29 protein-coding genes and 1 pseudogene are annotated in these 24,646 nt (G+C 75.2%); 16 read left to right on the top strand and 14 right to left on the bottom strand.

All coding sequences use genetic code 11. The annotated features are described in order from the left end of the window. Positions 1 to 134: 134 nt before the first annotated feature. Together ACIA8Q_RS21575 and ACIA8Q_RS21570 are read right to left on the bottom strand one after the other, a co-directional pair. A complete protein-coding gene (locus ACIA8Q_RS21575; RefSeq protein ID WP_360214245.1) occupies positions 135 to 257 on the bottom strand; it encodes a hypothetical protein in 123 nt (40 codons plus the stop codon). Positions 258 to 290: 33 nt separating this feature from the next. Beyond that, positions 291 to 863, bottom strand: a complete 573-nt coding sequence (locus ACIA8Q_RS21570; protein ID WP_360214243.1) for a DoxX family protein — start codon at positions 861 to 863, stop codon at positions 291 to 293. Positions 864 to 1,051: 188 nt separating this feature from the next. Between ACIA8Q_RS21570 and ACIA8Q_RS21565 the strand changes: the two genes are divergently transcribed. Together ACIA8Q_RS21565 and ACIA8Q_RS21560 are read left to right on the top strand one after the other, a co-directional pair. Beyond that, entirely contained in the window at positions 1,052 to 1,648 is a 597-nt protein-coding gene (locus ACIA8Q_RS21565) for a TIGR03086 family metal-binding protein (RefSeq protein WP_360214241.1), read from the top strand. Between the two features lie 117 nt (positions 1,649 to 1,765). Then, positions 1,766 to 2,320 (top strand): hemerythrin domain-containing protein, encoded by a 555-nt coding sequence (locus ACIA8Q_RS21560; protein ID WP_360214239.1) that lies wholly within the window; start codon positions 1,766 to 1,768, stop codon positions 2,318 to 2,320. Positions 2,321 to 2,323: 3 nt separating this feature from the next. Here ACIA8Q_RS21560 and ACIA8Q_RS21555 read toward each other — a convergent pair whose 3' ends face one another. The 3 genes from ACIA8Q_RS21555 to ACIA8Q_RS21545 all read right to left on the bottom strand — a co-directional run bounded on the left by ACIA8Q_RS21555 (position 2,324) and on the right by ACIA8Q_RS21545 (position 3,951). Next, positions 2,324 to 3,112, bottom strand: a complete 789-nt coding sequence (locus ACIA8Q_RS21555) for a VOC family protein (RefSeq protein WP_360214237.1) — start codon at positions 3,110 to 3,112, stop codon at positions 2,324 to 2,326. Positions 3,113 to 3,232: 120 nt separating this feature from the next. Then, the gene (locus tag ACIA8Q_RS21550; RefSeq protein WP_360214235.1) at positions 3,233 to 3,820 is read right to left on the bottom strand and encodes a Uma2 family endonuclease; all 588 of its coding nucleotides are present in this window, start codon (positions 3,818 to 3,820) and stop codon (positions 3,233 to 3,235) included. After that, complete coding sequence (locus ACIA8Q_RS21545; RefSeq protein ID WP_360214233.1) at positions 3,817 to 3,951, bottom strand: hypothetical protein; 135 nt, start codon at positions 3,949 to 3,951, stop codon at positions 3,817 to 3,819. The genes ACIA8Q_RS21550 and ACIA8Q_RS21545 overlap by 4 nt, the downstream gene beginning before the upstream one ends. A 121-nt stretch (positions 3,952 to 4,072) precedes the next feature. Here ACIA8Q_RS21545 and ACIA8Q_RS21540 point away from each other — a divergent pair, with 121 nt between their 5' ends. From ACIA8Q_RS21540 to ACIA8Q_RS21525, 4 genes are all read left to right on the top strand, one after another. Next, positions 4,073 to 4,765, top strand: a complete 693-nt coding sequence (locus ACIA8Q_RS21540; RefSeq protein WP_360214231.1) for a TetR/AcrR family transcriptional regulator — start codon at positions 4,073 to 4,075, stop codon at positions 4,763 to 4,765. A 182-nt stretch (positions 4,766 to 4,947) separates the two neighbouring features. Next, positions 4,948 to 6,474: an MFS transporter gene (locus tag ACIA8Q_RS21535; RefSeq protein ID WP_360214229.1), complete on the top strand. Its 1,527-nt coding sequence runs from the start codon at positions 4,948 to 4,950 to the stop codon at positions 6,472 to 6,474. A 255-nt stretch (positions 6,475 to 6,729) separates the two neighbouring features. Then, positions 6,730 to 8,340, top strand: coding sequence for a cytochrome bc complex cytochrome b subunit (locus tag ACIA8Q_RS21530; protein ID WP_360214227.1), 1,611 nt, complete (start codon positions 6,730 to 6,732; stop codon positions 8,338 to 8,340). A 34-nt stretch (positions 8,341 to 8,374) separates the two neighbouring features. After that, a complete protein-coding gene (locus ACIA8Q_RS21525) occupies positions 8,375 to 8,815 on the top strand; it encodes a PPOX class F420-dependent oxidoreductase (protein ID WP_360214225.1) in 441 nt (146 codons plus the stop codon). A 37-nt stretch (positions 8,816 to 8,852) separates the two neighbouring features. On the opposite strand, the gene ACIA8Q_RS21520 is transcribed toward ACIA8Q_RS21525, so the two are convergent. Continuing rightward, the gene (locus ACIA8Q_RS21520; RefSeq protein WP_360214222.1) at positions 8,853 to 9,053 is read right to left on the bottom strand and encodes a hypothetical protein; all 201 of its coding nucleotides are present in this window, start codon (positions 9,051 to 9,053) and stop codon (positions 8,853 to 8,855) included. Next, positions 9,050 to 9,319: a DUF1876 domain-containing protein gene (locus ACIA8Q_RS21515; protein WP_360214220.1), complete on the bottom strand. Its 270-nt coding sequence runs from the start codon at positions 9,317 to 9,319 to the stop codon at positions 9,050 to 9,052. Before ACIA8Q_RS21515 ends, ACIA8Q_RS21520 begins: the two co-directional genes overlap by 4 nt. Positions 9,320 to 9,511: 192 nt before the next feature. Between ACIA8Q_RS21515 and ACIA8Q_RS21510 the strand changes: the two genes are divergently transcribed. After that, on the top strand, positions 9,512 to 10,228 hold the full coding sequence (locus tag ACIA8Q_RS21510) for a hypothetical protein (RefSeq protein ID WP_360214218.1): 717 nt from the start codon (positions 9,512 to 9,514) through the stop codon (positions 10,226 to 10,228). A gap of 58 nt (positions 10,229 to 10,286) precedes the next feature. On the opposite strand, the gene ACIA8Q_RS21505 is transcribed toward ACIA8Q_RS21510, so the two are convergent. From ACIA8Q_RS21505 to ACIA8Q_RS21495, 3 genes are read right to left on the bottom strand one after another with little or no spacing between them, the layout of a single operon-like run. After that, positions 10,287 to 11,090 carry a zf-HC2 domain-containing protein gene (locus ACIA8Q_RS21505; RefSeq protein ID WP_360214216.1) on the bottom strand — a complete coding sequence of 268 codons (804 nt, stop codon included), beginning with the start codon at positions 11,088 to 11,090 and terminating at the stop codon, positions 10,287 to 10,289. Beyond that, complete coding sequence (locus tag ACIA8Q_RS21500) at positions 11,087 to 11,659, bottom strand: sigma-70 family RNA polymerase sigma factor (RefSeq protein ID WP_387904967.1); 573 nt, start codon at positions 11,657 to 11,659, stop codon at positions 11,087 to 11,089. The genes ACIA8Q_RS21505 and ACIA8Q_RS21500 overlap by 4 nt, the downstream gene beginning before the upstream one ends. 42 nt (positions 11,660 to 11,701) lie before the next feature. Further along, positions 11,702 to 12,316, bottom strand: coding sequence for a hypothetical protein (locus ACIA8Q_RS21495; RefSeq protein ID WP_360214214.1), 615 nt, complete (start codon positions 12,314 to 12,316; stop codon positions 11,702 to 11,704). Between the two features lie 165 nt (positions 12,317 to 12,481). Here ACIA8Q_RS21495 and ACIA8Q_RS21490 point away from each other — a divergent pair, with 165 nt between their 5' ends. From ACIA8Q_RS21490 to ACIA8Q_RS21470, 5 genes are all read left to right on the top strand, one after another. Beyond that, positions 12,482 to 12,871 (top strand): thioredoxin domain-containing protein, encoded by a 390-nt coding sequence (locus ACIA8Q_RS21490; protein ID WP_360214212.1) that lies wholly within the window; start codon positions 12,482 to 12,484, stop codon positions 12,869 to 12,871. A 207-nt stretch (positions 12,872 to 13,078) separates the two neighbouring features. Continuing rightward, the gene (locus ACIA8Q_RS21485) at positions 13,079 to 13,813 is read left to right on the top strand and encodes an alpha/beta hydrolase (protein WP_360214210.1); all 735 of its coding nucleotides are present in this window, start codon (positions 13,079 to 13,081) and stop codon (positions 13,811 to 13,813) included. 202 nt (positions 13,814 to 14,015) lie between these two features. Next, positions 14,016 to 15,512, top strand: a complete 1,497-nt coding sequence (locus ACIA8Q_RS21480; protein WP_360214208.1) for an NAD(P)/FAD-dependent oxidoreductase — start codon at positions 14,016 to 14,018, stop codon at positions 15,510 to 15,512. A 129-nt stretch (positions 15,513 to 15,641) separates the two neighbouring features. Then, positions 15,642 to 16,736 (top strand): WD40/YVTN/BNR-like repeat-containing protein, encoded by a 1,095-nt coding sequence (locus ACIA8Q_RS21475; RefSeq protein WP_387904959.1) that lies wholly within the window; start codon positions 15,642 to 15,644, stop codon positions 16,734 to 16,736. Between the two features lie 75 nt (positions 16,737 to 16,811). Next, on the top strand, positions 16,812 to 17,567 hold the full coding sequence (locus tag ACIA8Q_RS21470; RefSeq protein ID WP_360214204.1) for a GNAT family N-acetyltransferase: 756 nt from the start codon (positions 16,812 to 16,814) through the stop codon (positions 17,565 to 17,567). Between the two features lie 48 nt (positions 17,568 to 17,615). Here ACIA8Q_RS21470 and ACIA8Q_RS21465 read toward each other — a convergent pair whose 3' ends face one another. Then, positions 17,616 to 18,590, bottom strand: coding sequence for a DUF4436 family protein (locus tag ACIA8Q_RS21465; RefSeq protein ID WP_387904955.1), 975 nt, complete (start codon positions 18,588 to 18,590; stop codon positions 17,616 to 17,618). A 167-nt stretch (positions 18,591 to 18,757) separates the two neighbouring features. Between ACIA8Q_RS21465 and ACIA8Q_RS21460 the strand changes: the two genes are divergently transcribed. Continuing rightward, positions 18,758 to 19,792 carry a LacI family DNA-binding transcriptional regulator gene (locus ACIA8Q_RS21460; protein WP_360214200.1) on the top strand — a complete coding sequence of 345 codons (1,035 nt, stop codon included), beginning with the start codon at positions 18,758 to 18,760 and terminating at the stop codon, positions 19,790 to 19,792. A 129-nt stretch (positions 19,793 to 19,921) separates the two neighbouring features. On the opposite strand, the gene ACIA8Q_RS21455 is transcribed toward ACIA8Q_RS21460, so the two are convergent. Then, positions 19,922 to 20,440 (bottom strand): GNAT family protein, encoded by a 519-nt coding sequence (locus ACIA8Q_RS21455; protein ID WP_360214198.1) that lies wholly within the window; start codon positions 20,438 to 20,440, stop codon positions 19,922 to 19,924. Positions 20,441 to 20,529: 89 nt separating this feature from the next. Further along, positions 20,530 to 20,895, bottom strand: coding sequence for a nuclear transport factor 2 family protein (locus tag ACIA8Q_RS21450; RefSeq protein ID WP_396317555.1), 366 nt, complete (start codon positions 20,893 to 20,895; stop codon positions 20,530 to 20,532). A gap of 241 nt (positions 20,896 to 21,136) precedes the next feature. On the opposite strand from ACIA8Q_RS21450, the gene ACIA8Q_RS21445 reads away from it, so the two are divergent. Further along, a complete protein-coding gene (locus ACIA8Q_RS21445) occupies positions 21,137 to 21,556 on the top strand; it encodes a TOBE domain-containing protein (RefSeq protein ID WP_360214194.1) in 420 nt (139 codons plus the stop codon). Positions 21,557 to 21,835: 279 nt separating this feature from the next. Here ACIA8Q_RS21445 and ACIA8Q_RS21440 read toward each other — a convergent pair. Continuing rightward, positions 21,836 to 22,147 (bottom strand): annotated as a pseudogene (locus ACIA8Q_RS21440) (hypothetical protein); the annotation flags it as partial. 420 nt (positions 22,148 to 22,567) lie between these two features. Here ACIA8Q_RS21440 and ACIA8Q_RS21435 point away from each other — a divergent pair. Next, the gene (locus ACIA8Q_RS21435; RefSeq protein WP_360214190.1) at positions 22,568 to 24,079 is read left to right on the top strand and encodes a PucR family transcriptional regulator; all 1,512 of its coding nucleotides are present in this window, start codon (positions 22,568 to 22,570) and stop codon (positions 24,077 to 24,079) included. A gap of 177 nt (positions 24,080 to 24,256) precedes the next feature. Beyond that, on the top strand, positions 24,257 to 24,631 hold the full coding sequence (locus ACIA8Q_RS21430; RefSeq protein ID WP_360214188.1) for a YciI family protein: 375 nt from the start codon (positions 24,257 to 24,259) through the stop codon (positions 24,629 to 24,631). Positions 24,632 to 24,646 lie beyond the last annotated feature (15 nt).

Raw genomic sequence — 24,646 nt, 5'->3', positions numbered from 1 at the left:
GGGGGCCTCCGGGCCGTCGTCGGCCGCGCTGGGGGTGCGGCCGGTGTGGGGGCGAGGACCGTTGGCGGCGGCTCCGCGTGGGGGCGGCTCCGCCGTGCACACGGTGGGGAGTGTGACATGTACCATGGCACACATCACATGACGTTGAACAGCCCCTGAGCCGAGATCGGTTCGAACGGGAACGGGACGACGACGAGGCCGTGGTGACGGTTCGTCACCACGGCCTCGTCGCGGACCCTCCGGGCGCCACGGTCCACGGACCCGCTCCGCCCCGCCGGCGGTCCGGGGCGCTACTTGCGCAGCAGCAGGATCGCGCCAGCCGTCACCAGGCCGACCAGGACGGCGGCCGCCCCGTAGGCCAGCCGGTGCGCGCGCAGCACCGGCAGGAAGCGGTCCACGGCGTACCGGCCCGGGCCGGTCAGCGCGAGCGCCGCGGCACCCGCGGTCAGCAGCAGCTCGTACTCGCTGCCCTTCGGGGCGAAGAAGCCGCCGCCCCAGGTGACGGCGATCGCGTTGACCATCGTCCCGACGATCGCGGCACCCGCCAGCGGCGTCAACAGGCCGACGGCGAGCGCGAGTCCGCCGAGCGTCTCGGTGAGGCCGGCGACCACGGCCATGGTGTCGCCCGCCGGGTAGCCGCTCATGGTGAAGAACTGACCGGTGCCGTCGATCCCCCCGCCGCCGAACCAGCCGAACAGCTTCTGGCTGCCGTGCGCGGCCATGGTCAGGCCGAGGACCAGGCGCAGGAGCAGGAGTCCGGCGTCGTAGGCGTGCGGCGAGGTCGCCGCGGGACCGGGGGTCGCCCGGCCCGGGCGGACGGTGGCGGTGGTGGGGGCGGTCGTGCTCGGGCTGCTGCTCGGCATGCGCGTCTCCATCGATCGGGGTCGGTCGTAGGGGTGTGGCGGTGCAGCACGGGCGGGGCCGTCGCCCCGCAGCTGTTGTTCAAATTTGAACCGGCCGCTCCTCGACCGTACCTTGGAGTTCGAATTTGAACAACTGACGGTCCGTGAGCGACTCGCGGGCCGGACCCCGCCCGGGGCAGGGTGGAGACATGGCCCAACGCAGGCACCACCGACCGGCCGCGGACCCCGGCACGCCGTACGCCCAGGCCCTCGCGGCCTTCGACGAACGCGTCCGCCTGATCGCCCCCGACCAGTGGGGCGCCCCCACCCCGTGCGCCGACTGGTCCGTCCGCGACCTCGTCAACCACCTCACCGGCGAACAGCTCTGGATCCCCGAACTCCTGATGGGCGCCACCGTCTCCGAGGTCGGCGGGCGCTTCGACGGCGACGTCCTCGGCAGTGACCCCGTCGCCGCCTGGGCCGGTGCCGCCGCGGCCGCCCGGGAGGCCTTCGCCGTCCCCGGCGCCACCGAGCTCACCGTCCACCTGTCCTTCGGCGACGTCTCCGGCCAGTACTACCTCGACCAGCTCACGACCGACCTCGTCATCCACGCCTGGGACCTCGCCGACGGCATCGGTCGGCGCACCCGGCTCCCGGCGGAACTCGTCGACTTCGCCCTCGGCGAGATCACCGGTTACGGGGACCTCTCCGGCAGCGGCCTCTTCGACCCGCCCCTGCCCGCCCCCGACGACGCGGGCCCGCAGACCCGGCTGCTCGCCCTCACCGGGCGACGCGACCACCCCTGACCTGCGGCGACACCCCCGCCCCCGCCCCGTCCGCGCCGCCCCGGGGGAGGATCCGGCGGCCGACGCCGGATACTGGAGGGAGCGGGGGAAGGTTTCCGTTCGAGAGGCGGGCGCGCCATGAGCCGCAGGCCGGACATCCTCGGCGAGTTCACCGCCGACCACCGGGCGGTCACCGAGCTGCTCGACCGGGTCGAGGCCGCACCCGCGGGCGCCGCCGAACGCGCCGACCTGCTGACCCGCCTCACCGACCTGCTGTTCACCCACTGCGCGGCCGAGGAGGAGCACCTCTTCCCCGTCGTGCAGCACGACGTGCCCGAGGGCGGGGCGCTGGTGTTCAGCAGCATCCACGACCACCTCGCGATCGGGCAGTACCTCTCCGACCTGCAGGGCCTGCCCGCCGACGACCCCGGCTTCGACCCCCTGCTGCGCGGACTGGCCGACACCCTCCGCCGGCACCTGGCCGGCGAGGAGAAGCAGCTCTTCCCCGCCGCCCGCAAGGCCCTGCCCGCCGCCGCCCGCGCGGCCCTCGGGGACCGGCTGCGGGCCGAACGCGCGGAGCCCGCCCAGGACCCCACGGACGCCGGGAACGGTACGGGCGGTGCGGGCGTCGGGAACGGTACGGGCGGTGCGGACGCCGGCCCGGCCGGAGAGGCCGCCGGGGCGGCCCCGTGACCGTCAGCCCTTCGGGCTGATCACCGCGAACCGGCCGCCCTCGCGGTCCCGCAGCCGGGCCACCCGCCCGTACGGCGAGTCGAAGGCCGGGCCCAGCGCCGAGCCGCCCAGCTCCTCGGCCCGGGCCACCGCCCGGTCGGTGTCCGGGACGGCGAAGGACACCTCCCAGTGCGGCGGCAGCCCCGCGGGGCCGTCCGTCTGCTCCTTGGCCAGCGCCGCGACGCTGTGCCCCTCCGTCCGCAACACCACCCGGTCGTGCTCCCAGCGGACCTCGAAGCGCTCCGGGTCTCGGCCGTCCCAGCGGAACACCTCGCCGTAGAACAGCGCCGCCGCGAACGGGTCCGGCGTGCGCAGCTCGATCCAGACCGGCGCGCCCGGCAGGTCCAGCCGCCGGGCCCGGCCCGGCGGGCCCTCCCAGATGCCGAACACCGCCCCGGCCGGGTCCGCGGCGAAGGCCACCCGCCCGGCGTCGAAGGCCAGCGGGCCCACCGCGAGGGTCGCCCCGCGCTCACGCACCGCGTCGGCGGCGGCGTCCGCGCTCTCGGTGCCGAAGTAGCTGGTCCACGACACCGGAATGTCCCAGCCGGCGCCCGTGACCCCCAGCCCGGCGACCGCCTCCCCGCCCGTCACCGCGTGCACGTAGGGGCCGAACCGGTCCGGGCCCGGCTCGAACTCCCAGCCGAGCAGGGGACCGTAGAACTCCTTGGCCCCCTCCAGGTCCCGGGCCATCAGGCTCACCCAGCACGGAACGGCCGCCACGCAGCGCACCCTGGCGGTCTCACCGCTGCCCATCCCGGACCTCCTCGCCACCCGGCCGCCGGGCCCCTCCCGACTCCCACGGCCCACCGGCCGCCCGGGACGCCCTCAGCCTAGGCCGCGCGGCCGAGCGCCCCCGGGAAGGCATGGCCGGGTTCAGCGGACCCAGTTCTTCAGCGGCTCGGTGTCCAGCACGATCCCCACCGGCTCGGGCAGCCGGACGGCCTTGCCGAACGGAACCGTGTGGGCGGTCTCGTAGCGCACGCCGTCAGGCTGGCTGTAGACGGTCACCTCGGCGGAGTCCCGGTCGATCAGCAGGTAGACCGGGACACCGGACTCGCCGTAGGCACGGGGCTTCTCTACACGGTCGCGCCGATCGGTGTCGGAATCGTAGGAGGCGACCTCGACGACCATCAGTACGGCGTCGGTCCCGGCCCACTCCCCCTCGCCGACGAACGCGTCCTGATGAGCCAGCGTGCCGTCCGGCCGGGCGTATCCACCATGGGGATGGGGACCCTCGATCCTCAACCCCTGGTCGTGCAGGTGGAGCTCCGGCCGGGCCCGGGTGCAGGTCCGGAACAACCACTGGACGATCCGGCCGTGGTCGCCGTCCGGCACGGGCTTGACCCGCAGCTTCCCGTCGATGAACTCCAGCCGGAGGCGTTCGAGGGTCCGGGCCGCACCACGGGCGAGCTCCTCGAATTCCTCCGGCTGCATCTGCGGACGATCGGAGATCGCGGTCACGGGCCTTCCTCCTCCACTCCGGCGTTCCCCGGGGTCAACGCGCCGAGCGGCGGGCGGTCACGGACCGTCCCGAGTCCGACGACGGTGCACGGCGGCTCGCCCGCGGCCCGGGCGGCGCGGGTGACGGGCACGCCGGGAGCATGTGATGCAGGTCACATCCGGAGCTGAAATTTCCGGGGACGGAATCCCCGTTTGCATCTTCGTAGGCACAAGCGGGGAGAACTTCCCCGGTATCCTGGAGGAGCAGTCGCCGTGACCACCGCAGCCACCGAGCCGGTCCGTCCCGTGGAGACCGTTCGCGCGCCCAAGCTGCGCGCCGACGCGACCCGCAACCGGGAACGGATCGTCCTGGCTGCCCGCGACGCCTTCGTCGAACACGGTGCGGACGTGCCGCTGGACGAGATCGCGAAGCGGGCCGGGGTGGGCAACGCCACGCTGTACCGTAACTTCCCCGACCGCAGGGCACTGATCCGCGAGGTGGCGCTGCTGGTCAAGAACCGCGTCCTGGCCATCGCCGAAACGGCGGCGGCGGACGCGGACGCCCCGGGTGGCGGGGGCCCGTTCGACGCTCTGCAGCGGTTCGCGCACGCGACCGTCGCGGAGAAGGTCGGCGCGCTCTGCCCGGTGTTCACCAGCCACGTGGACCCGTACGACCCGGACCTCACCGAGGCCCGTGAGCGCCTGACGGCCGCCGTGAGCGGCCTGATGGAGCGCGCGCGGGCGGCGGGCGAGCTGCGGCCGGACGCCGAACACGGCGACCTGGTCATCGCGATGAGCCAGCTGACCCGGCCGCTGCCGGGGACGTCCTGCCAGCTGCTCGACGACTTCGTCCACCGGCACCTGCAGCTGTTCCTGGACGGCCTGCGCGCGCCGGCCCGTTCGGTCCTCCCGGGCCGGGCGGCGACCTTCGAGGACTTCCGACCCCCACTGACCGACCACCGGTAGCACCACCGACCGACCCGACCTCCCGCGCCGTCCGGACCGGACCGCCGGGACCGCCCCGGCACGCCCGGGCCCCGACCGACCGCACCCGACCGACCGTCCGGCCGCGACCGCCCCGTGAGGCGGCGAGCCGCACGGTGACCCGACCGTTCCCGCACGCCACGCACCGTGAAGTGAGTACCCCCATGCCTGGAACCGACGCCCGACCGGCGACGCTGCCCGATCCCCGGCGCTGGAAGGCGCTGATATTCATCGGCCTCGCCCAGCTGATGGTCGTCCTCGACGCCACCATCGTGAACATCGCCCTTCCGTCCGCCCAGCGCGACCTGGGCATCTCCGACGGCAACCGCCAGTGGGTGATCACGGCCTACGCGCTGGCCTTCGGCGGCCTGCTGCTGTTCGGCGGCCGGATCGCGGACCTCTGGGGCCGCAAGCGGACCTTCATCGTCGGCCTGACCGGCTTCGCGGTGGCCTCCGCGCTCGGCGGCTTCGCGGCCAACACCGCGATGCTGCTCGGCGCGCGCGCCCTGCAGGGCGTGTTCGGCGCGCTGCTCGCGCCGGCCGCGCTGTCGCTGCTCGCGGTGACCTTCACCGAGGCGAAGGAGCGCGCGAAGGCCTTCGGCATCTACGGGGCGATCGCCGGTGGCGGTGGCGCCATCGGCCTGATCCTCGGCGGCCTGCTGACCGAGTACATGAACTGGCGCTGGACCTTCTTCGTCAACATCCCGTTCGCCATCGTGGCCGCCGCCGGCGCCGTCATGGTGATCCGCGAGCCCGCCGAGGGCCGCAACCGCAACCGTCTGGACGTCCCCGGCGTCCTGCTGGTGACCACCGGCCTGGTCTCCCTGGTGTACGGCTTCACCCGCGCCGAGTCCAGCGGCTGGACGGCCGGCAGCACGCTGGCGCTGTTCGTCGCGGCCGCGGTGCTGCTGACCGCGTTCGTGCTGGTGGAGCGGAAGGTCAAGGCCCCGCTGCTGCCGCTGCGCGTGGTGCTGAACCGCAACCGCGGCGGCGTGTACCTGTCGCTGGGCCTGGCCGTGATCGGCATGTTCGGCCTGTTCCTGTTCCTGACCTACTACCTGCAGATCGTGCTGGGCTACAGCCCGGTGCTGACCGGCGTGGCGTTCCTGCCGATGGTGGCGGGCATGATCACCGGCTCGACCCAGATCGGCGCCCGGCTGATGACCCGCGTCCCGGCGCGCTACCTGATGGCGCCCGGCTTCCTGGTCGCCTCGATGGGCATGCTGCTGCTGACCAACATCGGCCTGGACACCTCCTACCCGGTGCTGATCCTGCCCGGACTGGTCCTGATGGGCCTCGGCATGGGCACCGCGTTCATGCCGGCGATGAGCCTGGCCACCTACGGGGTCCAGCCGCGGGACGCGGGCGTGGCCTCCGCGATGGTCAACACCTCGCAGCAGGTCGGCGGCGCCATCGGCACCGCGCTGCTGAACACCATCGCGGCCAGCGCCACCACCAGCTGGCTGGCCGCCCACGCCGGCGCCGCGGCCGCCTCGCCGCAGGCCGCCAAGGCCGTGCAGTTCGGCGGTATGGTGCACGGCTTCACGACCGCGATCTGGGTGTCCTTCGGGATCCTGGTGGCGGCCGCCGCGATCGCCTTCACCTTCGTCAACGCGGGCCGGCCGTCGCTGGCCCAGGAGTCGGGCGCCGGTGCGGCGAAGGCCGACGAGGTGCCGGTGCTGGTGCACTGACGCCTGCGGGTCCACTCGGGTGCGTACGCGGCCCGTCCGGTGTCTCCACGACGCCGGGCGGGCCGCTCGCCGTTTCCGGGTTCCGGGCGCGTGCGGCCCGCACGCAGCGCCGGGCCGGCCGTCCGGCCCGGGGGGTCCGACCACCGGGCGGTCCGGGACACCCCGGGGTGGAAACGGGGATCACTCCCCGATTATGGTGGCCCCAGCGTGAAACGGGGAACTATCCCCGCTTCCATCGGACTGAGGTGCGTGCACATGACCCGGAATCAGGCCCCAGGGCGGGGGCGACGGGCCGCCGACTGGGCGGACGGCAGGCTGGGGATCCACACCCTGGCCAGGGCGAACCTGCGCAAGGTCTTCCCGGACCACTGGTCCTTCATGCTGGGCGAGATCTGCCTGTACACCTTCCTGATCATCGTCCTGACCGGTGTCTGGCTGACCCTGTTCTTCAAGCCGAGCATGGCCGAGGTGGTCTACCACGGCTCGTACGTCCCGCTGAAGGGCGTGCCGATGTCCGAGGCCTACGCCTCCACGGTCGACATCGGCTTCGAGGTCCGCGGCGGCCTGCTGATCCGGCAGATCCACCACTGGGCCGCGGTGGTCTTCGTGGCGGCCATGTTCGTCCACATGATGCGGGTGTTCTTCACCGGCGCGTTCCGCAAGCCGCGCGAGGTCAACTGGCTCTTCGGCTTCCTGCTGCTCTTCCTCGGCATGCTGGACGGCTTCCTCGGCTACTCGCTCCCCGACGACCTGCTCTCCGGCACCGGCATCCGGTTCATCGAGGGCGTGCTGCTGGCCGTACCGCTGGTCGGCAGCTACCTGCAGATGTTCCTGTTCGGCGGCGAGTTCCCCGGGCACGACGTCGTCCCGCGGTTCTTCTCCGTCCACGTGCTGCTCGTCCCCGGCGTCATGGTCGCGCTGCTGGTCGCCCACCTGATCCTGGTCTTCCACCACAAGCACACCCAGTGGGCGGGGCCCGGCCGGACGGAGCGCAACGTCGTCGGCATGCCGCTGATGCCCGTCTACCTGGCCAAGGCGGGCGGGTTCTTCTTCCTGGTCTTCGGCGTCATCGCCCTGGTGTCGGCCGTCGCCACCATCAACCCGATCTGGGCGTACGGACCGTACCGGCCGGACCAGGTCTCCACCGACGCCCAGCCGGACTGGTACATGGGCTTCGCCGAGGGCCTGATCCGGGTGATGCCCGGCTGGGAGGTCGGGCTCGCGGGCCACACCCTCAACCTGGGCGTGCTGATCCCCTTCGCCCTCTTCCCGGTCGTCCTGGGCGCCGTCGCGGCCTACCCGTTCGTCGAGGCCTGGCTCACCCCCGACGGGCGGGAGCGCCATCTGCTGGACCGGCCGCGCGACGCCCCCGTCCGCACCGCGCTCGGCGCCGCCTGGATCAGCCTGTACCTGGTGATGCTGGCCGGCGGCGGCAACGACCTGATCGCCACCCATCTGCACCTGTCGCTGAACGCCATCACGTACGCCGTGCGGATCGGCGCCCTCGCCGTCCCGGTGGCCGTCTTCGTGATCACCAAGCGCTGGTGCCTCGGCCTGCAGCGGCGCGACCGGGACAAGGTGCTGCACGGGCGTGAGACCGGCGTCGTCCGGCGTCTGCCGCACGGCGAGTACACCGAGGTGCACGCCCCGCTCGCGCCCGCCGAACTGCACCGGCTCACGGCACCCGAGCGGCCGCGCCCCCTCGAACTACCGGCCCGGGTCGACGAGAATGGTGTCGCCCGCCCCGCGGGTGCGCTCACCCGCGTCCGCGCGAGGCTGTCCCGCGGGCTGCACGGCGAGCACGCCCGGATCGCCGGCCCCACCGCCGAGGAGTACCGCGGGATCACCCGGGGCCACGGTCACTGACCGGGCCCGGCCCCCACGCCAGAGGGAGGACGTCGTGCACCACCGGACCGACCAGCTCGCCGACAGCAAGTACCTCCGGCTCACCACCTTCGGCGAGGACGGCAGCCGCCGGGACTCGCAGACCTGGGTCGTGGCCGACGGCACCGCGCTCGGCATCTGGACCCCCGCGCACTCCGGCGAGGCCGAACGGATCCGGCACCACCCCCGGGTGCTGGTCGGCCCCTGCGACGCCCACGGCCGCCCGACCGGGCGCAGCGTCCCGGCCCGGGCCCGGCTCTGCGACGAGGACGCGACCGCCCGCTACCGCACCGAGCTGATCAACAAGTACGGCCTGACGGCGGTGCTCGCGCTGGCCCGCAGCAGGTTCCGGGTCGGGCTGGCCGGGACGGTCGGCATCCGCATCACGCTCAACGAGGTGGAGCGCCGACTGGTCGGGCCGGAGTGGGAGCCGCCGACGGGCTACTGCGTCAACTGAGGCGCGTCCGCCGTCCGCAGCGGGCGCGCCAAGGCCCTCACCCGACCCCCTCCTCCGGCGCCTTCGCCAGGTCGGCGGACTCGCAGGCCTCCTGGCCCGTCCCCGCGTGCACGACCTTGACCGCCCGGCCGGGGCCGCCGGGCACGACCCGCTGCTCGTGCCCGCAGCGCGGACAGATCAGCGGGATGCGCGTGTGGTACGGCTCGCCGGTGTGGTCGCCCTCCGGGTGCCGGCTCACGTCAGCGGGTGGGTCGGGACGGGGCTGACCTCCTGGATCTCGCCGTGGGCCTTGGTGAGGAGCTGCGAGGCCAGGTCGTTGAGCGCCCGCGCCCCCGCGATCTCCTCGCCGACCCGCAGCTGCTCCGGGTCCGAGGGGTGGCGGCTGCTGTAGCCGTGGGCCCGTAGTTCACTGCCGTCGCGGAGCCGGAGCATGGCGGCGGCGGTCGTCCGCGCACCGTCCTCGCGGAACTCCATCTCGATGTGCCAACCGACCAGAGTCTGCATGGCGGATCACCTCCATCGGTTACTCCTCCAGAGTGCGCCGCACCCACCGTGAACACCAGGCCAGCCGATCCGGCATGATCGGCCGATGACGCCGATGACGCCTGCCCCGCACGCCCCGACCACCGCCCCGGACGGCTGCGTGCGCGTCCGGGCCGTGGACCGGGAGCCGGCCCGGTACCGGGAGCCGGCCCGATGACCGGCTTCCTCACCCACCGGGCCCGGGTGCACGACGCCGGGCTCCCGCTCCACCGCCGGCACGGCGCCCTGCGGACCTGCCTGACCTCCTTCGCGCCCTACGGCTACCACGCGACGTACCACCACCTCACGCTCAGCGCCCGGATCCCGCGGCTGCTGGAGGCCGACCCGGACGCGCTGGGGCGGGCCGTGGAGGAGCTCCACGGGGCTCGGGTGCTCTGGCTCGCGCGGGCGGAGCGGTACGCGGCGCAGCGGCGCGCCGAGAAGCGGGCCGGGCGGCGCGGGCAGGCCGAGCCGCCGTGGTGGCGCCGGCCCCGGTGGGGCGCGCCGGACGCGGCCTGGCGGCACGACCCGTTCATCCACCCGCCGCTGGCGCTGCCGGACTTCGTGCGGCGGCAGAACGCGCTGCTGGACGGCGCCGAGCTGCCCGGCTGCCCTGGCTGCGGCGAGGAGGGGCCGCTCCTGGAGCTCTCGACCGGCCACGGCCTCGCCGGGCTCTGCCGGGTCTGCGCGTGGGTGCGGCAGCCGTGTCCGTGCGGCGGCCTGCACAGCTTCGAGCCGGCCCTGCGGGTCGGCAGGAGCGGGATCCGGCAGCGGGAGCACATGACCGGCCAAGGCCTGCCGAACCCGCGCTGGCCTGGTGTCCGGGGTCCGGAGCGGGTCGAGCGGCTGGAGGCGTACGAGGTGCGTCCGTGCTTCGATCCGGCGTGGTGACGGGCCGGCCCCGGGACGCGGTCGCCCCCGCCGCTCGGGCGCGGTGCGCCGGGACGGCTCAGGCGCGGTGCGCCGGGACGGCGACCAGCAGGGCGTTGCTGTTCTGGACGCGCACCTCGAAGTGGTCGATGTCCCCCGGCTGGAGCGCCGCACCGCCGCCGGTGCGCAGCTCGGCGGGGCCGCCCGGGTTCCCGTAGGTGCCGGCCGGGACGCTCCAGGTGGTGACCGTCTGCCGCTCGCCGGTGTGCGACACGGCGACCAGACGGCAGGTCAACGGCCCGTGGACGCCGGAGAGTTGCAGACTCACCTGGCTCCCCCAGGGCATCGCGTCCACGCCGACGGTGGCCCGGGCGCCGGTGCCCGGGTCGGTGGCGCTGAACTGCTCGGCGACGGCGACCACGGCCGGCGTGGAACCGGCGGTGAGCACCGCGGCCGTGACGGCGGGGCCGGTGGCCACCAGCACGGCCGCGGCCAGGGCCAGCACCAGCCGCCGCACCCGGCCCCGCCGCCGTCCGGACGCCACCTCGGCGACCAGCCGGTCCAGGAGCTCCGGGCCCGGACGCGGGGCCGGGCCGGCCGGATCGAGGCCGGCCGCCGTCGCCGAGGCGGCGTACTCGGCCAGCAGCGGCTCCACGAAGCCGAGCCGCGCCACCTGCTCGGTGCACTGCGGGCAGGTGGCGAGGTGCCGCTCGAACGCGGCGCGCTCGGCGGGTTCCAGCAGGTCGAGGACGTACGCGCCGACGTCGACGTGGTCCGGTCCGGCGCCGGGGACGCCGCCGGACCCGCCGGGGGCACCGGGCACGCCGGGGACACCGGGGACCTGCTCCGGGCCGCCGGGCACGGGGTCGGGGCGCTTGGTCACGAGGTCACTCCCCTCTCCTCCAGCGCGAGCCTGAGCGAGCGCAGTGCGTAGAACACCCGCGACCGGACGGTCCCGGCCGGGATGCCGAGTTCGGCGGCCGCCTCGGCTGCGGTGCGGCCCTTCAGATAGGTCTCGACGATGATCTCGCGGTGCGCCGCCGAGAGGTCGCCCAGTGCGTCCGCGACCGTCATCATCCGCAGGGCACGGTCGAGTTCGTCCTCGGCGGGCATCAGTTCCAGTGCCGCCGCGTCCACCTCCCGGGGCCTGGCCCGGGCGCTGCGGTGGCCGTCGATGACGATCCGCCGCGCGACCGTGACCAGCCAGGGCCGCAGCGATCCGGCCCCCGGGTCGAGCCGGTCGATGTTGCGCCAGGCCCGGACCAGCGTCTCCTGGACGACGTCCTCGGCCCGCTGCCGGTCCCCCGCGACGAGGTGGAGGACGAACCCGAAGAGCGGCCCGGCGTGCTCGTGGTAGAGGGCGCGCATCAGCTCCTCGTCCGGCGCCCCCGTACCGCGGGCGGACCTGCCGCCGCCGGGATGCTCCTCGGTCACCACTTCATCGTTGCGCACCCTGGTCTCCCGGTCGAGGGCGGACGGACCGCGGCGGTCGGCTCAGTAGCCGTAGCCGCTGCTCGGTGCACTGGGCTTGGGGCTGGCGGGGGTGGACGGCATCGGGGTGGAGCTCCCGGTGGTGCCCGCCTTGCCGCCGCTCGGGGTCAGCGCGAACCACGCCCCGCCGACGCCCTGGCCCTTGGTGTCGCCGGGCTTGGAGTCCGGCGAGTAGCGGTAGGCCGGCCAGCCGTTCAGGGTGACCTGCTTGGTGCCGTCGTCGCGGGTGACGCTGCCGACCAGCTTGGCGTCGATGCCCTTGAGCATGACGTTGCCGTTGTCCTGCTCCGGCGGCCACAGCGAGGCGCAGTCGCCGTTGCAGGTGGCCTTCGACGGGCTGCTCTGGTCATGGTCGAAGCGGTAGAGGGTGAACCCGGCGCCGTCGGTGACGATCGTGCCGAGCTTCGGGTCGGTGGCGGTCTGCAGGGAGGTGTTCGCCGCCGTGCCCGGCGTGCTCGGTGCCGGGGTGCTCGGTGCCGGGGTGGCCGGTGCGCTCGGGCTCGCGGGCGCGGCGGGTGCGCTGGACCCGGACGACCCGCAACCGGCGACCAGGGCGGCCGCCGCGATGCCGGAGGCGGCCAGCACGGCGGCCCGGCGGGTTCGGCGATTGCTGCGCATGAGGTGCTCCCGCGGTCGGTGGACGGGTGGACACCCTCAAGTACGCGAAGCGGCGCCCGACTGCTCAAACCGGCCCCGGCCGGCGCCGGAATACCCCGTCGGGGGGCGCGGTTGTCGCGAGCACACGGTCTGAACCGCCTCCTCCGGAAGGGAAGGAATCGCGAGATGAGCAGCACGGTCGAGCTGACCAAGGAGAACTTCGACGACATCGTCCCCGGCCCGGAGGGCAAGGACTTCGTCTTCATCGACTTCTGGGCCGGGTGGTGCGGGCCGTGCCGGCAGTTCGCCCCGGTGTACGAGAAGGCGGCCGAGCGCCACTCGGACCTCGTCTTCGCCAAGGTGGACACAGAGGCGCAGCAGGAGCTGGCGTCCGCGTTCGGGATCCAGTCCATCCCGACGCTGGCGATCATCCGCGAGGGCGTGCTGGTCTTCTCGCAGGCCGGTGCGCTGCCCGAGGCGGTGTTCGAGGACCTGATCGGCCAGGCCCGCGGGCTGGACATGGCCGAGGTGAAGCGCAAGGTCGCCGAGGAGCAGGCGGCCGGGGGCCAGGCCTGAGGCCACCCGCGTCGGGGCCCGGGGAGTCCTCTCCCCGGGCCCCGGTGCGTTCCGCGCCGGCGGCGTCCTCCCCGCCGGCGCCGTCCGGATCCGCTCCCCTCCCCCGGGCCCCGTCCCGCCGGTCGTCGCCGGTTGCGGGCCGATCGCCGGGGCGGACCCTAGAGTCGTCGCGACACGGCCCCGCACCACGACGAGGAGTGATCCCCCATGAGCACGTTCGTACTGGTCCCCGGATTCTGGCTGGGCGCCTGGGCCTGGGACGAGGTGGCCGCTCCGCTGCGGGCGGCCGGGCACGCCGTCCACCCGGTCACCCTGCCCGGGGTCGCGGAGCGCGCCGGGGACCGTGAGCCGATCGGGCTGGCGGACCACGTCACCGCGCTGGCCGACCTGCTGGTCCGGGAGGACCTCTGGGAGGTGGTGCTGGTCGCGCACAGCGGCGGCTGCGCCCCGGCGGGCGGGGTGGCGGACCGGATGCCCGAGCGGATCCGCCGGGTGGTCTACCTGGACAGCGGGCCGGTGATCGACGGCGGGTCGCTGTACGACCTCTGGCCGCCGGACTACCGCGAGGCCGCCGACGCCTCGGTGGTGGACGGCCGCCTGCCGATGCCGTCCTGGGAGTTCCTCGCCGCCCACGGCGCCGGCGCGGCCGGTCTGGACGGGGCCGCGCTGGCCCGGATCCGTGAGCGGGCCACCCCGCAGCCGGCCGGGGCCTACCGGGACCGGCTGCGGCTGACCGGCGCGGGGGCGGCGCTGCCGCAGGCCCTGGTGTCCTGCTCGTTCCCGATCGCCCAGGTGCGGGCGATGGTCGCGTCCGGCCACCCCTGGTTCGCCGGGCTGGACGGGCCGAACTGGGAACTGCGCGAACTCCCCACCGGGCACTGGCCGATGTTCTCCCGCCCCGACGACACGGCGGCGCTGCTGGCGGAGCTGGCCCGGCTCTGACCCGGTGCGAGAGCCGCGTCCGGGCGTGCCCGGGCGCGCCGGGGCACTGTCCCGACCGTGCCCCGGCACTGTCCCGACCGTGCCCGGTCCGCGTGTTCGACTGCGCGAACCAGGGCGGACGTCGCAGGATGGGCACGGCGCCGGGCACGCGGCCCGGCGCCGGTCCGGCGGGGCGGCCGGACCCGAGCCGAAGGGACGGGGCATGACCAGCACCGCCGAGGAGTACGACGTCATCGTCCTGGGAGCCGGCCCGACCGGCGAGAACGTTGCCGACCGGGCCGTCGCCGCCGGGCTGCGCACGGTGATCGTGGAGGCCGAACTGGTCGGCGGCGAGTGCTCGTACTGGGCCTGCATGCCGAGCAAGGCGCTGCTGCGCCCGGTGGCCGCGCTGGCCGACGCCCGCGCAGTGGCCGGCTCCCGGGAGGCGGTCGGCGACGGCCGGCTGGACCCGGCCGCGGTGCTGGCCCGGCGGGACTCCTTCACCTCGCACTGGAACGACGACGGCCAGGTCGGCTGGCTGCGGGACACCGGGATCGACCTGGTGCGCGGCCACGGCCGGCTGGCCGGCGTGCGGACCGTCACGGTGGAGGCCGAGGACGGCAGCGAGCGGGTGCTCACCGCCCGGCACGCCGTCGCCGTGTGCACCGGCAGCCGCCCGGTGCTGCCCACCGGCGTGCCCGGGCTGGCGGAGGCCCACCCGTGGACCAACCGGGAGGCGACCGGCTCGCCGTCGGTGCCCGGCCGGTTGGCCGTGGTCGGCGGCGGGGTGGTCGGGGTGGAGATGGCCGCCGCCTGGCGGGCGCTCGGCTCCGAGGTGGTGCTGCTGGTGCGCGGCGCCGGGCTGCTGCCGAAGATGGAGCCCTTCGCGGGCGAGCTGGTCACCGAGGGGCTGCGGGACGCCGGGGTGGACGTCCGCTTCGGGGTGGAGGTCACCGCGCTGGAGCGCACGGGCGGCACCGGGCCGGTGGTGCTGACCCTCACCGGCCGCGGGCCGTCCGGTGACGGGCAGGGCTCCGATGACGGGCAGGGCTCCGGCGACGGCGAGCGGCTGACCGTCGACGAGGTGCTCTACGCGACCGGCCGCGCCCCGCGCACCGCCGACGTCGGGCTGGAGCAGGTGGGGCTGAAGCCGGGCGACTGGCTGGAGGTGGACGACAGCTGCACGGTGCTCGGCGTGGACGGGGAGTGGCTGTACGCCGTGGGGGACGTCAACCACCGGGCGCTGCTCACCCACCAGGGCAAGTACCAGGCCCGGATCGCCGGCGGGGCGATCGCGGCCCGCGCCGAAGGGCGTGCGCTGGACACCGCGCGCTGGGGCGTGCACGCCGCGTCTGCCGACAGCGCGGGAGCGCCGCAGGTGGTGTTCACCCAACCGGAGGTCGCGGCCGTCGGTCTCACCCTCGAGGCGGCCGAGCGGGCCGGGCTGCGGGTCCGGACCGTCGACCACGACCTCGGCGCCGTCGCCGGGGCCTCGCTGTACGGCGACGACTACCGGGGCCGGGCCCGGGTGGTCTTCGACCTCGACCGGCAGGTGCTGGTCGGGGCGTGCCTGGTCGGCCCCGGCGTCGCCGAACTGCTGCACTCGGCGACCGTCGCCGTGGTCGGCGAGGTGCCCATCGACCGGCTCTGGCACGCCGTGCCCGCCTACCCGACGATCAGCGAGGTGTGGCTGCGGCTGCTGGAGGGCTGCCGGGGCTGAGCTCCGGGCCCCCGGCGGCGAGCACCTCCGCAGGACCCGGCGCGGCGAGGTGTGGCCGCCGGTGGACGGCGGGACACTGGCAGTCGGGGGCCGTCCCGGGGGCGTCGCGTCGACCAGGTGGTGTGAGGCATGACCGAGGTGCTGTTGGCCGTCGGAACCGAGAAGGGCCTCTTTCTCGGCCGCAGTCGTGACCGGCTGGACTGGGAGTTCAGCGGGCCGCACTTCCCGATGAACGCGGTCTACGCCGTCTCCGTCGACCGCCGCGCCGGGCGCACCCGGCTGCTGGTCGGCGCCGACAGCAGCCACTGGGGGCCGTCGGTCTGGCGCTCCGACGACCTCGGCGCCACCTGGACCGAGCCGGCGCGGCCGGCGATCCGGTTCCCGGAGTCCACCGGCGCCTCGCTCACCCGGGTCTGGCAGCTCCAGCCGGCCGGTCCGGAGGCGCCCGGCGTCGTCTACGCGGGCACCGAGCCCGCCGCGCTGTTCCGGTCCGAGGACGGCGGCGAGACCTTCGCCCTGGTCGAGTCGCTCTGGGACCACCCGCAGCGCGCCGAATGGGGCGCCGGCTACGGCGGCCAGGGGCTCCACACCGTCCTCACCGACCCGCGCGACCCACAGCGGTTGCTGGTCGCCGTCTCCAGCGGCGGCGTCTACCGCAGCAAGGACGGCGGCGACAGCTGGCAGCCCTCCAACACCGGCCTGCGCGCCGAGTTCCTCCCGCCCGGCGGCCAGTACCCGGAGTTCGGCCAGTGCGTGCACAAGATCGCACCGGACCCGGTCCACCCCGACCGCCTCTACCTGCAGAACCACGGCGGCGTCTACCGCAGCGACGACTGGGGCGCGAACTGGCACTCCATCGTCGACGGACTGCCGGCCGAGTTCGGCTTCGCCGTCGCCGCCCACCCGCGCCGGGCCGGCACCGCCTACCTGTTCCCGCTCGGCGGCTCCGACGACCGCGTCCCGCCCGGTCGGCGCTGCCGGATCTTCCGCACCACCGACGGCGGCGACAGCTGGCAGCCGCTCGCCGACGGGCTGCCCGGCGAGGACCACTACGGCGTCGTGCTGCGCGACGCGCTGCGCACCGACGACGCCGAACCGGCCGGGATCTACTTCGGCAACCGGACCGGCGACGTCTACGGCAGCCGCGACGAGGGCGAGAGCTGGTCGCAGCTGCTCGCCCACCTGCCGGACGTGCTCTGCGTCCGGGCCGCGGTGGTCGCCTGACAATCCGTTTGCCCCGCGGCCGCGCCGTCGCCGAGCATGAGCGGCGGACGGACGATCCCGACGAGGGGGCCAGGCGTGACCGAGACGGACCGGGTGACGGGCTGCGACGACGACGGCGTGCCGGTGGTGGACTACCTGCCCGGCGAACGGGAGGGCCGGCCCTGGGCCGACCTGCTGGAGGTGCGGGACGGCGCCGCGGACCCGGTGGGTTTCGTCCGGTCCCGGATGGCCGGGTGGGTGGTCTCCGGCACCCCCGAGTTCGGGCGGGCCCTGCTGGACGACGGCGCGACCGTGCTGCGGCACGCCCACACCCTGGGGCGGGACCTGCGCACCGACCCGCCGCCCGCCGACTGGGCCGCCGCACCCCTGCGGGCGGGCCTGCACGCGGCGCCCTGCGACCGCGCCCCCGAGGAGCTGTTCGAAGCCTGGCGGGCCGCCTTCGCCCCCGGTCACGTCGACCGCTTCGCGGGGGACGACGCCCGGGCGCTGGCCGAACGGCTCGTCCCGCTGCTCGCCGGGAAGGCCATCGGGCCGGTGCTGCCGTCCAGCGTGCTCGCCGTGGACGAGCGGGGCGCGGTGGTCGCCGGGGTGGTGCTCACCGACCGCGACGGCGTGCCGTGGGTCGCCGAGGTGTTCCGCCACCCGGAGCGCGGCTACCGCGGCCTCGGCGCCGACCTGCTGCGCCGGGTGGTCGGCGACGCCGCCGGGCGGGGGCTCCCCGAGGTGCGGCTGGCGGTCACCGACGGCAACCCCGCCCGCCGGGTCTACGAGCGCCTCGGCTTCACCCTGCTGAGCACCGCGCTGACCGTGATCGTGCCGGACGGACGCTGAGGCGTACGGCCGGCGGGCCGGGGCGAGCCCCGGGGTGTGCTGCCGCCCCTAGGGCCGGCGGTCCGGCCCGTGCCCGCCCTCGATCCGCGCCCCGCGCACCACCACCATGGTCAGGCCCACCGCGACCAGCAGCTCGGCCCAGAAGAAGGCCGCGTAGTCCAGCAGCGAGCCGATCGGCGGGCTGCCGGGCGCGGCGTTGCGCATGCCGACCAGGGCGAACAGCGTCGCGGCCATCCAGCCCAGGGCCGGCCAGAGCATCCCGCGCCGCTGCCGGACGATCAGCCAGGCCGCGACCAGCACCGACAACGCCAGCGCCCACATCGCGGCGATCATGAACCAGGCCAGGATGAAGGTGCTGCGCGAGCGGCTGATCCGTTCCGTCACCCCGACGGCGAAGTCCTCGCTCTCCTGCTCGCCCTGCCGGAAGGCGAAGAACGGGTCGCCCTCCTCGATCCCGATCACCACGGGCACCGGTCTGCCCCCGACGGTCGCCTGGAAGCCGATGGCCGTGTGGTAGCGGTCGAAGGGGTAGTCGGTGATCCGTCCGCCGACCAGGCTGAAGGAGACCAGGCCGGAGGGGATCTGCTGGCCCGCCGGGTACCGGAGCGTGGTCTGCTCCAGCGAGGTGGTCTCCAGCACCACGTCCTGGACCGGGACCAGCGGCCGGTCCGGCACCTGCAGCGCCCCGTGCGGCTCGACCAGGATCTTGGTGGTGAGCGTCTGCGCGGCCGCGTCCACCCGCTGGAGCAGCACGTAGACCTCCAGGACGTCCGGGCCGGTCTCGGAGCTCTCCGGGCCCACCACCTGGACGTGGCCCCGGCTGGAGCGCTCGTCGAAGTAGAGCAGTAGCCCGGCGGCGACCAGCAGGGCGATCACCGCGAGCACCGCGTAGGCGCGCCAGGGCCGCACCCTCGGCCGGGCCGGCGGGGCGACCGCGGCCCGCGCCCGGCCGGGGATCCGGACCCGCGGCCGGGCCGCCGGGCGCGGGGACCGGACGGCCCGCCGGTGCGGCGAGGCGGTCATCGGCCTGCTCCCACGGTCGGCGGGGGGCGCCGGGTCGGCGCCTGTCCCGCCACCCTCCGGCCCGGGCCGCGGGCCCCGCAACCGCAGGGGGCCGATCGAGTCCCGGCGGTGGGCGGCGGCACCGGCGGGCGAGGGACCGGTCGGTGCCGCTGTGTAGGCTCGCGGGCATGGCGAGGGTGACGCGGGACGATGTGGCACGGGTGGCGGGGACGTCCACGGCGGTCGTGAGTTATGTGATCAACGACGGACCGCGGCCGGTGGCGCCGGCGACCCGGGCGCGGGTGCTCGCGGCCGTGGAGGAGCTCGGGTACCGCCCCAACCGGGTCGCCCAGGCGATGGCCCGGCGGCGGACCAACCTGCTCGGGATGGTCGTGCCGGACGCCCGCCAGCCGTTCTTCGCCGGCCTCGCCCACGCGGTCGAGCAGGCCGCCACCGAGCACGGCCGACTGCTGCTGATCGGCAACTCCGACTACGTGGACGAGCGCGAGGCCCACTACATCCGCGCCTTCCTCGGGATGCAGGTGGACGGCCTGATCCTGGTCACCCAGGACCCGGCCACCCCCGGCCTCACCGGCTTCGACGTGGGCGACGGCACGCCCGTCGTCCTGCTGCACCACCGGGCCGAGAGCTCCGGCGGCGTCGCCGTGGTGGCGGACGACGAGGGCGGCGCCCGCGAGGTGGTCCGCCACCTGCTCGGGCACGGGCACGCCGAGGTGCACTGCTTCGGCGGGACGCTCTCGCTCAGCCCGCACGACCCGGTGACGGGGCGGACGGCCGGCTGGGCCGCCGCGCTGGCCGAGGTCGGCCTGACCCCCGCGGGGAGGCTGACGGCGGCGCCGTTCGACCGCGTCCGGGCGCACGCCGAGGCGCTCACCCTGCTGTCCCGGCCCGACCGGCCGTCCGCCGTGTTCTGCGCGACGGACGACCAGGCGATCGGCCTGCTGCGGGCCGCCGACGACCTGGGCATCCGGGTGCCCGAGCAGCTCGCGGTGGCCGGCTTCGACGACATCGCCGAGGCGGTGATCGCCGGGCCCGCGCTGACCACCGTCACCACCGGGCAGGACGAGATGGCCCGCGCGGCCGTGGACCTCGTGCTCGGCGGCGCCGAGGAGCGCTCCACCGGGGCGCGGACGTTCCCGGCCAGGCTGGTGCTGCGGCGCTCCTGCGGCTGCCCGGCCGCGGACGGCGCGTCCCGGGGCTGACGCCGGTCCGACGCCGGTCCGACGCGGGCCCGACACCGGTCTGCCGAGCGTCAGCCGAGCCGGTTCCCGGGTACGCGGACGACAAGTCGCCCGTGTGCCCGGGGAGTTCGCGCCGGGGGGCGCTCCTGGTCAGCCGTCGACCAGCTCGTCCGCGATCAGGTCCATCAGCAGGTTGTCGTGCCAGGTGCCGTCCGGACCCCGCTCGTACTGGCGCATGGTGCCGACCGCACGGAAGCCGACCTTGCTGTAGCAGCGGATCGCGGCGGCGTTGTCCGCGGCCGGGTCGATGATCAGCCGGTGGTAGTGGTGCTCGTGCACCAGGTGGCGGGCCATCGTGCGGACGGCGTCGGTGCCCAGGCCCAGGCCGTGCACCGACGGGTCCAGGTAGAGGTCGATGCCGGCGTGCCGGTACTCGTCGTCGTTGTTGGCGTACCACTGGATGGCGCCGACCACCCGGCCGCCCACGTCGACCGCGAAGGTCTCGGTGTCCGGCTCCGCCAGGTCGGTGGCGACCGCGTCGGCCAGGTCGTCACCGCCCCGCCAGCGCGCGAAGACCTCGGGCGTGGCGCGGATGGCCACCAGGGCCGGGATGTCCTCGGTCGTGGCCGGGCGGAGCGTGACGAGGGTGCCGCGCAGGATCGTCCCCATATGGGGCATGTTGACACGGAAAACCGCGTCCGGCGAGTGGTTTGTCCACCGCGTTCCCCGCCCCGCTCCGCCCCGCCCGGGCGAGCGGGTCAGGCCTCCGGGCCGTACGCGCCGAGCCCCCGGCAGACCAGGCCGTCACGGAAGGTCAGCACCTCGGCGACGGCCTGGCCGCGCTCGTTGCGGTAGTTGATGACCACGGTGTCCACCGAGGCGCGGACGTCCTCGACGGTGAAGTGCAGGTTCGGCAGGCGCTCCAGGCCCTGCCGCCAGTAGGCCCGCAGCGCCTCCTTGCCGCGCACCTCGTCCAGCGGCTCGCCGGTGAGCACCCGGATCCGGGGCGAGGCGAAGACCACGTCCTCGGTGAAGTGCGCGAGGATGCGCTCCAGGTCGCGGGAGTTCCAGTCGGCGGCCCAGGTCCGGGCGAAGCCTTCGGCGAAGGCGAGATCGACGGTCATGGCCCCATCGTCCCCGACGGACCGTCAGGCGTACACCCGGCCGGAGGGTCCCGGCGGATCCCCGGCCCGGGCCGACCGGCGGATGCGAGCCGGGGGCGGTGATCGCCATGGCAGCTGCGACGGGGCGTCGATCACGTCGCGAAATGCCCTCTGACCTGCGACTTTCCACGCACTAGGGTGGAAGGCGGCACGGCCGGAACACCCTCGTTCCGCCCGCGGAACACGATCGGAAGGCCCCCGCATGAGCCTCAGCATCCGCAACCAGCTGCCCGGCACCGTCAGCTCCGTCACCACCGGCGAGGTGATGGCCACCGTCAAGGTCCGGCTCGACTCGGGCCAGGAACTCACCGCCGCCGTCACGGTGGACGCCGTGAAGGACCTCGGGCTGAGCGCGGGCAGCTCCGTCCAGGCCCTGGTGAAGTCCACCGAGGTCGCCCTGGCCACCGGCCCCGTCGCCGGGCTCAGCATCCGCAACCAGATCCCCGGCACGGTCACCGAGGTCGCCACCGGCGGCGCGATGGCCGGGGTCAAGGTCGACGTCGCGGGCGGCGCGCTGACCGCCGCGATCACCGCGGACGCGGCGGCCGACCTGGGCCTGGCGGCCGGTTCGCCGGTCGTCGCCCTGATCAAGTCGACCGAGGTCTCGCTCGCGACGGCCTGACGCGCCCGACGCGCCGCGCTGCGGCCCGCGCCGCCCGGCCCGCAGCGCGGCTCCCCCGGCGGCACCCGGCGGCACCCGGCGGCACCCGCGTGGGCGGACGCCCGCCGGTCGGCCGCTCAGGACGCCGGCGCGCCCAGCGGGCCGAGCCAGACCGCGGTGACGCCGCTGACGTAGCGGGGCCCCGCAGTGGTCGTCGGGCACGACCAGCTGCGGGCCGGCCGCGTCCAGCGGCACGCCGTCCATGCTGGTCGCCAGCAGGATCCGCTGGCCGCCGAAGTCCGGGTCGATCTCGGCCCAGGACACCACGGCCCGGTGACCGTCCGCACCGCTGACGGACAGCAGGAAGCGCAGCCGCTGCTTGCGGCCGGAGAAGTCGATCCGCGGCCCGGCCGCGCACAGCACGTCCCAGAGCGCCGGGCCCTCGTACCCGTGGCGCTGCTCGCCCTCGCTCAGGCAGTCGAAGCCGACCTCGACGCGGTGGGCCGGGAGGGCGCGCAGCTGCTCCACCGTCAGCTCCGCGGGCCGGTCGAGGTGGCCGTGCAGCCGGACGGTGGGCGCCGCCGTCAGCGCGGTGGGTCTGGCCGGGGTCATGGTGCTCCCTCCTCCCGGGCCGCACCGTCGCGACCCGGGAGGGGGTTACCCGAGGGGGAGCCCGGGCATTCGCAGAAGCCACGCTGAAAGCTTTCCTTCAGTGGCATCCGCCATGGCGGACGGCGCTTTCAGCTCGCATCCGCGGACACGCGGCGCCGGCGCGGACGAGGCGGCCGACGTGCGGGGCGCGCCGGAGGAGACAGGCTGCGACGCGCCCCGCGCCGATTGAAGCAACCCCGCAATCGGGCGGACGACTGGTTCCCAGCACCAGCCGAAGGGCCCCGCGCTGGATGATCCGACAAGACGATTCACCGCCATCCCACTTGCATTTACGATGCCAGTGCGCACCTGAACCTTGCACTTGCGAGACACGGTCCCGCGCTGAGCACAAGGCGAGAGCGAGCGAGAGATGAGCGAGAGATGATCGTCGGCGACCTGCTGAACCTCGACGACCTGGACATCCGGCTGGCCTGGGGCACGCCGGACCTGCTCGACCGCCCGGTGACCGGGGTCAGCTCCACCGACCTCCAGGACCCGGCCCGCTACCTCCAGCCCGGCGAACTCGTGCTCACCGGACTGGTCTGGTGGCAGCCCGCCGACGCCTCCGGCGCGCTGCGCTTCGCCACCGCCCTGCGCAGCGCGGGCGTGGCGGCGCTGCTGGCCGGCGAGGGCACCCACGGCAGCATCCCGGACAGCCTCGCCGAGGCCTGCCGCACCCACGGCATCCCGCTGCTCGCGGTGCCCGCCGGGGTCAGCTTCCGCGCCGTCACCGACCGCGTCTACCTCCGGCTCTGGGGCGACCTGCGGGCCGGCGCCCAGGACGCCGCCGCCATCCCGGAGACCGTCCGGCGCGAACTGCTCGACCTGCTGCGCGCCGACGCCGGGGCCGGCGGGGTGCTGGCGCACGCCGTCGGCCGGCTCGGGGTCCCGGACTGCTCGATCACCACCACCGGCGGCCGGGCCGTCGCCACCACCGCCACGCCCGTCCCGTCCGCCGGCCGCGGCGACACCGGGCTGCCGGTCGGCCCGCAGGACGGCTCGCCGTTCGACGGCTGGCGGCTGCGCCCGCACCTGGCCACCGCGGCGGCCGAACCCGTGCTGCAGGGCCTGGCCGAGCTGCTCTCACCGCTCGCCGCCCGGGCCCGCGCCGACGCCGACGCCCGGCGCCGGGCCGCCGGGCGGCTGCTGGACGCGCTCGCCGGGGAGGGCGGGCTCGCCGAACCGCTCGCCGGGTGCGGGCTGGGCGAGACCGAGGCGCTGGTCGCCGTCACCGCGCGGATCGACGGCGGCCGGGCCGACGACCCCGGCGCGGGCACGCCCGCCGCCTGGGCCGCGTACGCGCTGGCCGAGGCGCTGCACCCGCTCGGCGTGCCGTACGCCGCCGGGACCGACCGCGCCGGGCGGTCCGCCGCGCTGGTGGCCGCGCCCGTCGAACGGGTCGCCGAGCGGCTGCGCCGGGCCCGGCCCGCGCTCCAGGCCCGGCTGGCCGGCCGGCGCACCCTGCGGGTCGGTGTCGGACCGGCCGCCGCGCCCGCCCCCGCCGCCCTGCGGGCGGCGCTGGTGCAGGCCCGGTACGTGCTGGAGGGCTCGGCCGGCCCGGTCGGCAGCGCCGCCGACCTGGACTCGCTGGACGGGCTGCTGCGCGGCATCCCGCCGGAGGTGACGGCGGCCTTCCACGCCCGGCTGCTGGCCCCGCTGACCACGCACGACCAGGAGAACAGCGTCTCGCTGCTGGGCACCCTGGCCGTCTTCCTGGACCACGACGGATCCTGGGCCCGGACGGCGGAGTCGCTGCACATCCACGTCAACACCGTGCACTACCGGATCCGCCGGATCGAGGAGCTGACCGGCCGCAACCTGGCCCGCCTGCGGGACCGGCTGGACCTGCGGGCCGCCCTGCTCTGCGCACCGCAGCCGGCGGCGGCCCGGTGACCCCCGGCCGCCGCCGGTGACCCTCCGGCCCCCGGCGGCGGCGGACGGCGGGCCTGCGGGCGGCGGATCCGCCGTCCGCGGAAAATTCCTCCGGGCCGGTGTCGATCCACGGTCGGCCCGTTCGACGCAGGGGTGAGAGGCGGGGAGAGGCCCCGCCCGTCCGACCGAGGAGTCACCATGCCGCGCTTCATGACGCTGATCCGCATCGACGAGCAGGCCGCCGCCGGGTTCGAGTCCGACCCGGACTTCGAGAAGCGGATGGGGGCGCTGTTCGAGGAGATCACCAAGGCCGGGGTGATGCTGGAGACCGCCGGGCTGACCCCGACCTCCCAGGGCACCCGGCTCAGCTGGAACGGCGGGAGGATCGGTTGCACCGACGGCCCGTTCACCGAGACCAAGGAGGTCGTCGGCGGCTACGCCATCCTGCAGTGCAAGGACAAGGCGGAGGCCCTGGAGTGGACCCGCCGGTTCCTGACCGTCCACCCGGACGGCTGGACGGTCGAGGCGGAGGTCCGGCAGATCGACGAGGCGGCGCAGCCGCCCCAGGCGTAGCCGCGGGTCCGTTTG

Origin of the sequence: Kitasatospora sp. NPDC051705, assembly GCF_044453265.1 — a bacterium.
GTDB lineage: Bacteria > Actinomycetota > Actinomycetes > Streptomycetales > Streptomycetaceae > Kitasatospora.
Note: the sequence above shows the minus strand (reverse complement) of the source record. Positions and strands in the feature narration are given on the sequence as shown.

Bases quoted from the DNA above. Each gene is read 5' to 3' on its own strand.
- ACIA8Q_RS21560 (WP_360214239.1), top strand. From the start codon at position 1,766: ATGAGCCGCAGGCCGGACATCCTCGGCGAGTTCACCGCCGACCACCGG.
- ACIA8Q_RS21510 (WP_360214218.1), top strand. From the start codon at position 9,512: ATGACCGGCTTCCTCACCCACCGGGCCCGGGTGCACGACGCCGGGCTC.
- ACIA8Q_RS21570 (WP_360214243.1), bottom strand. From the start codon at position 863: ATGCCGAGCAGCAGCCCGAGCACGACCGCCCCCACCACCGCCACCGTC.
- ACIA8Q_RS21495 (WP_360214214.1), bottom strand. From the start codon at position 12,316: ATGCGCAGCAATCGCCGAACCCGCCGGGCCGCCGTGCTGGCCGCCTCC.
- ACIA8Q_RS21445 (WP_360214194.1), top strand. From the start codon at position 21,137: ATGAGCCTCAGCATCCGCAACCAGCTGCCCGGCACCGTCAGCTCCGTC.
- ACIA8Q_RS21480 (WP_360214208.1), top strand. From the start codon at position 14,016: ATGACCAGCACCGCCGAGGAGTACGACGTCATCGTCCTGGGAGCCGGC.
- ACIA8Q_RS21490 (WP_360214212.1), top strand. From the start codon at position 12,482: ATGAGCAGCACGGTCGAGCTGACCAAGGAGAACTTCGACGACATCGTC.
- ACIA8Q_RS21485 (WP_360214210.1), top strand. From the start codon at position 13,079: ATGAGCACGTTCGTACTGGTCCCCGGATTCTGGCTGGGCGCCTGGGCC.
- ACIA8Q_RS21535 (WP_360214229.1), top strand. From the start codon at position 4,948: ATGCCTGGAACCGACGCCCGACCGGCGACGCTGCCCGATCCCCGGCGC.
- ACIA8Q_RS21460 (WP_360214200.1), top strand. From the start codon at position 18,758: ATGGCGAGGGTGACGCGGGACGATGTGGCACGGGTGGCGGGGACGTCC.
- ACIA8Q_RS21455 (WP_360214198.1), bottom strand. From the start codon at position 20,440: ATGGGGACGATCCTGCGCGGCACCCTCGTCACGCTCCGCCCGGCCACG.
- ACIA8Q_RS21555 (WP_360214237.1), bottom strand. From the start codon at position 3,112: ATGGGCAGCGGTGAGACCGCCAGGGTGCGCTGCGTGGCGGCCGTTCCG.
- ACIA8Q_RS21475 (WP_387904959.1), top strand. From the start codon at position 15,642: ATGACCGAGGTGCTGTTGGCCGTCGGAACCGAGAAGGGCCTCTTTCTC.
- ACIA8Q_RS21430 (WP_360214188.1), top strand. From the start codon at position 24,257: ATGCCGCGCTTCATGACGCTGATCCGCATCGACGAGCAGGCCGCCGCC.
- ACIA8Q_RS21450 (WP_396317555.1), bottom strand. From the start codon at position 20,895: ATGACCGTCGATCTCGCCTTCGCCGAAGGCTTCGCCCGGACCTGGGCC.
- ACIA8Q_RS21465 (WP_387904955.1), bottom strand. From the start codon at position 18,590: ATGACCGCCTCGCCGCACCGGCGGGCCGTCCGGTCCCCGCGCCCGGCG.
- ACIA8Q_RS21515 (WP_360214220.1), bottom strand. From the start codon at position 9,319: ATGCAGACTCTGGTCGGTTGGCACATCGAGATGGAGTTCCGCGAGGAC.
- ACIA8Q_RS21530 (WP_360214227.1), top strand. From the start codon at position 6,730: ATGACCCGGAATCAGGCCCCAGGGCGGGGGCGACGGGCCGCCGACTGG.
- ACIA8Q_RS21435 (WP_360214190.1), top strand. From the start codon at position 22,568: ATGATCGTCGGCGACCTGCTGAACCTCGACGACCTGGACATCCGGCTG.
- ACIA8Q_RS21565 (WP_360214241.1), top strand. From the start codon at position 1,052: ATGGCCCAACGCAGGCACCACCGACCGGCCGCGGACCCCGGCACGCCG.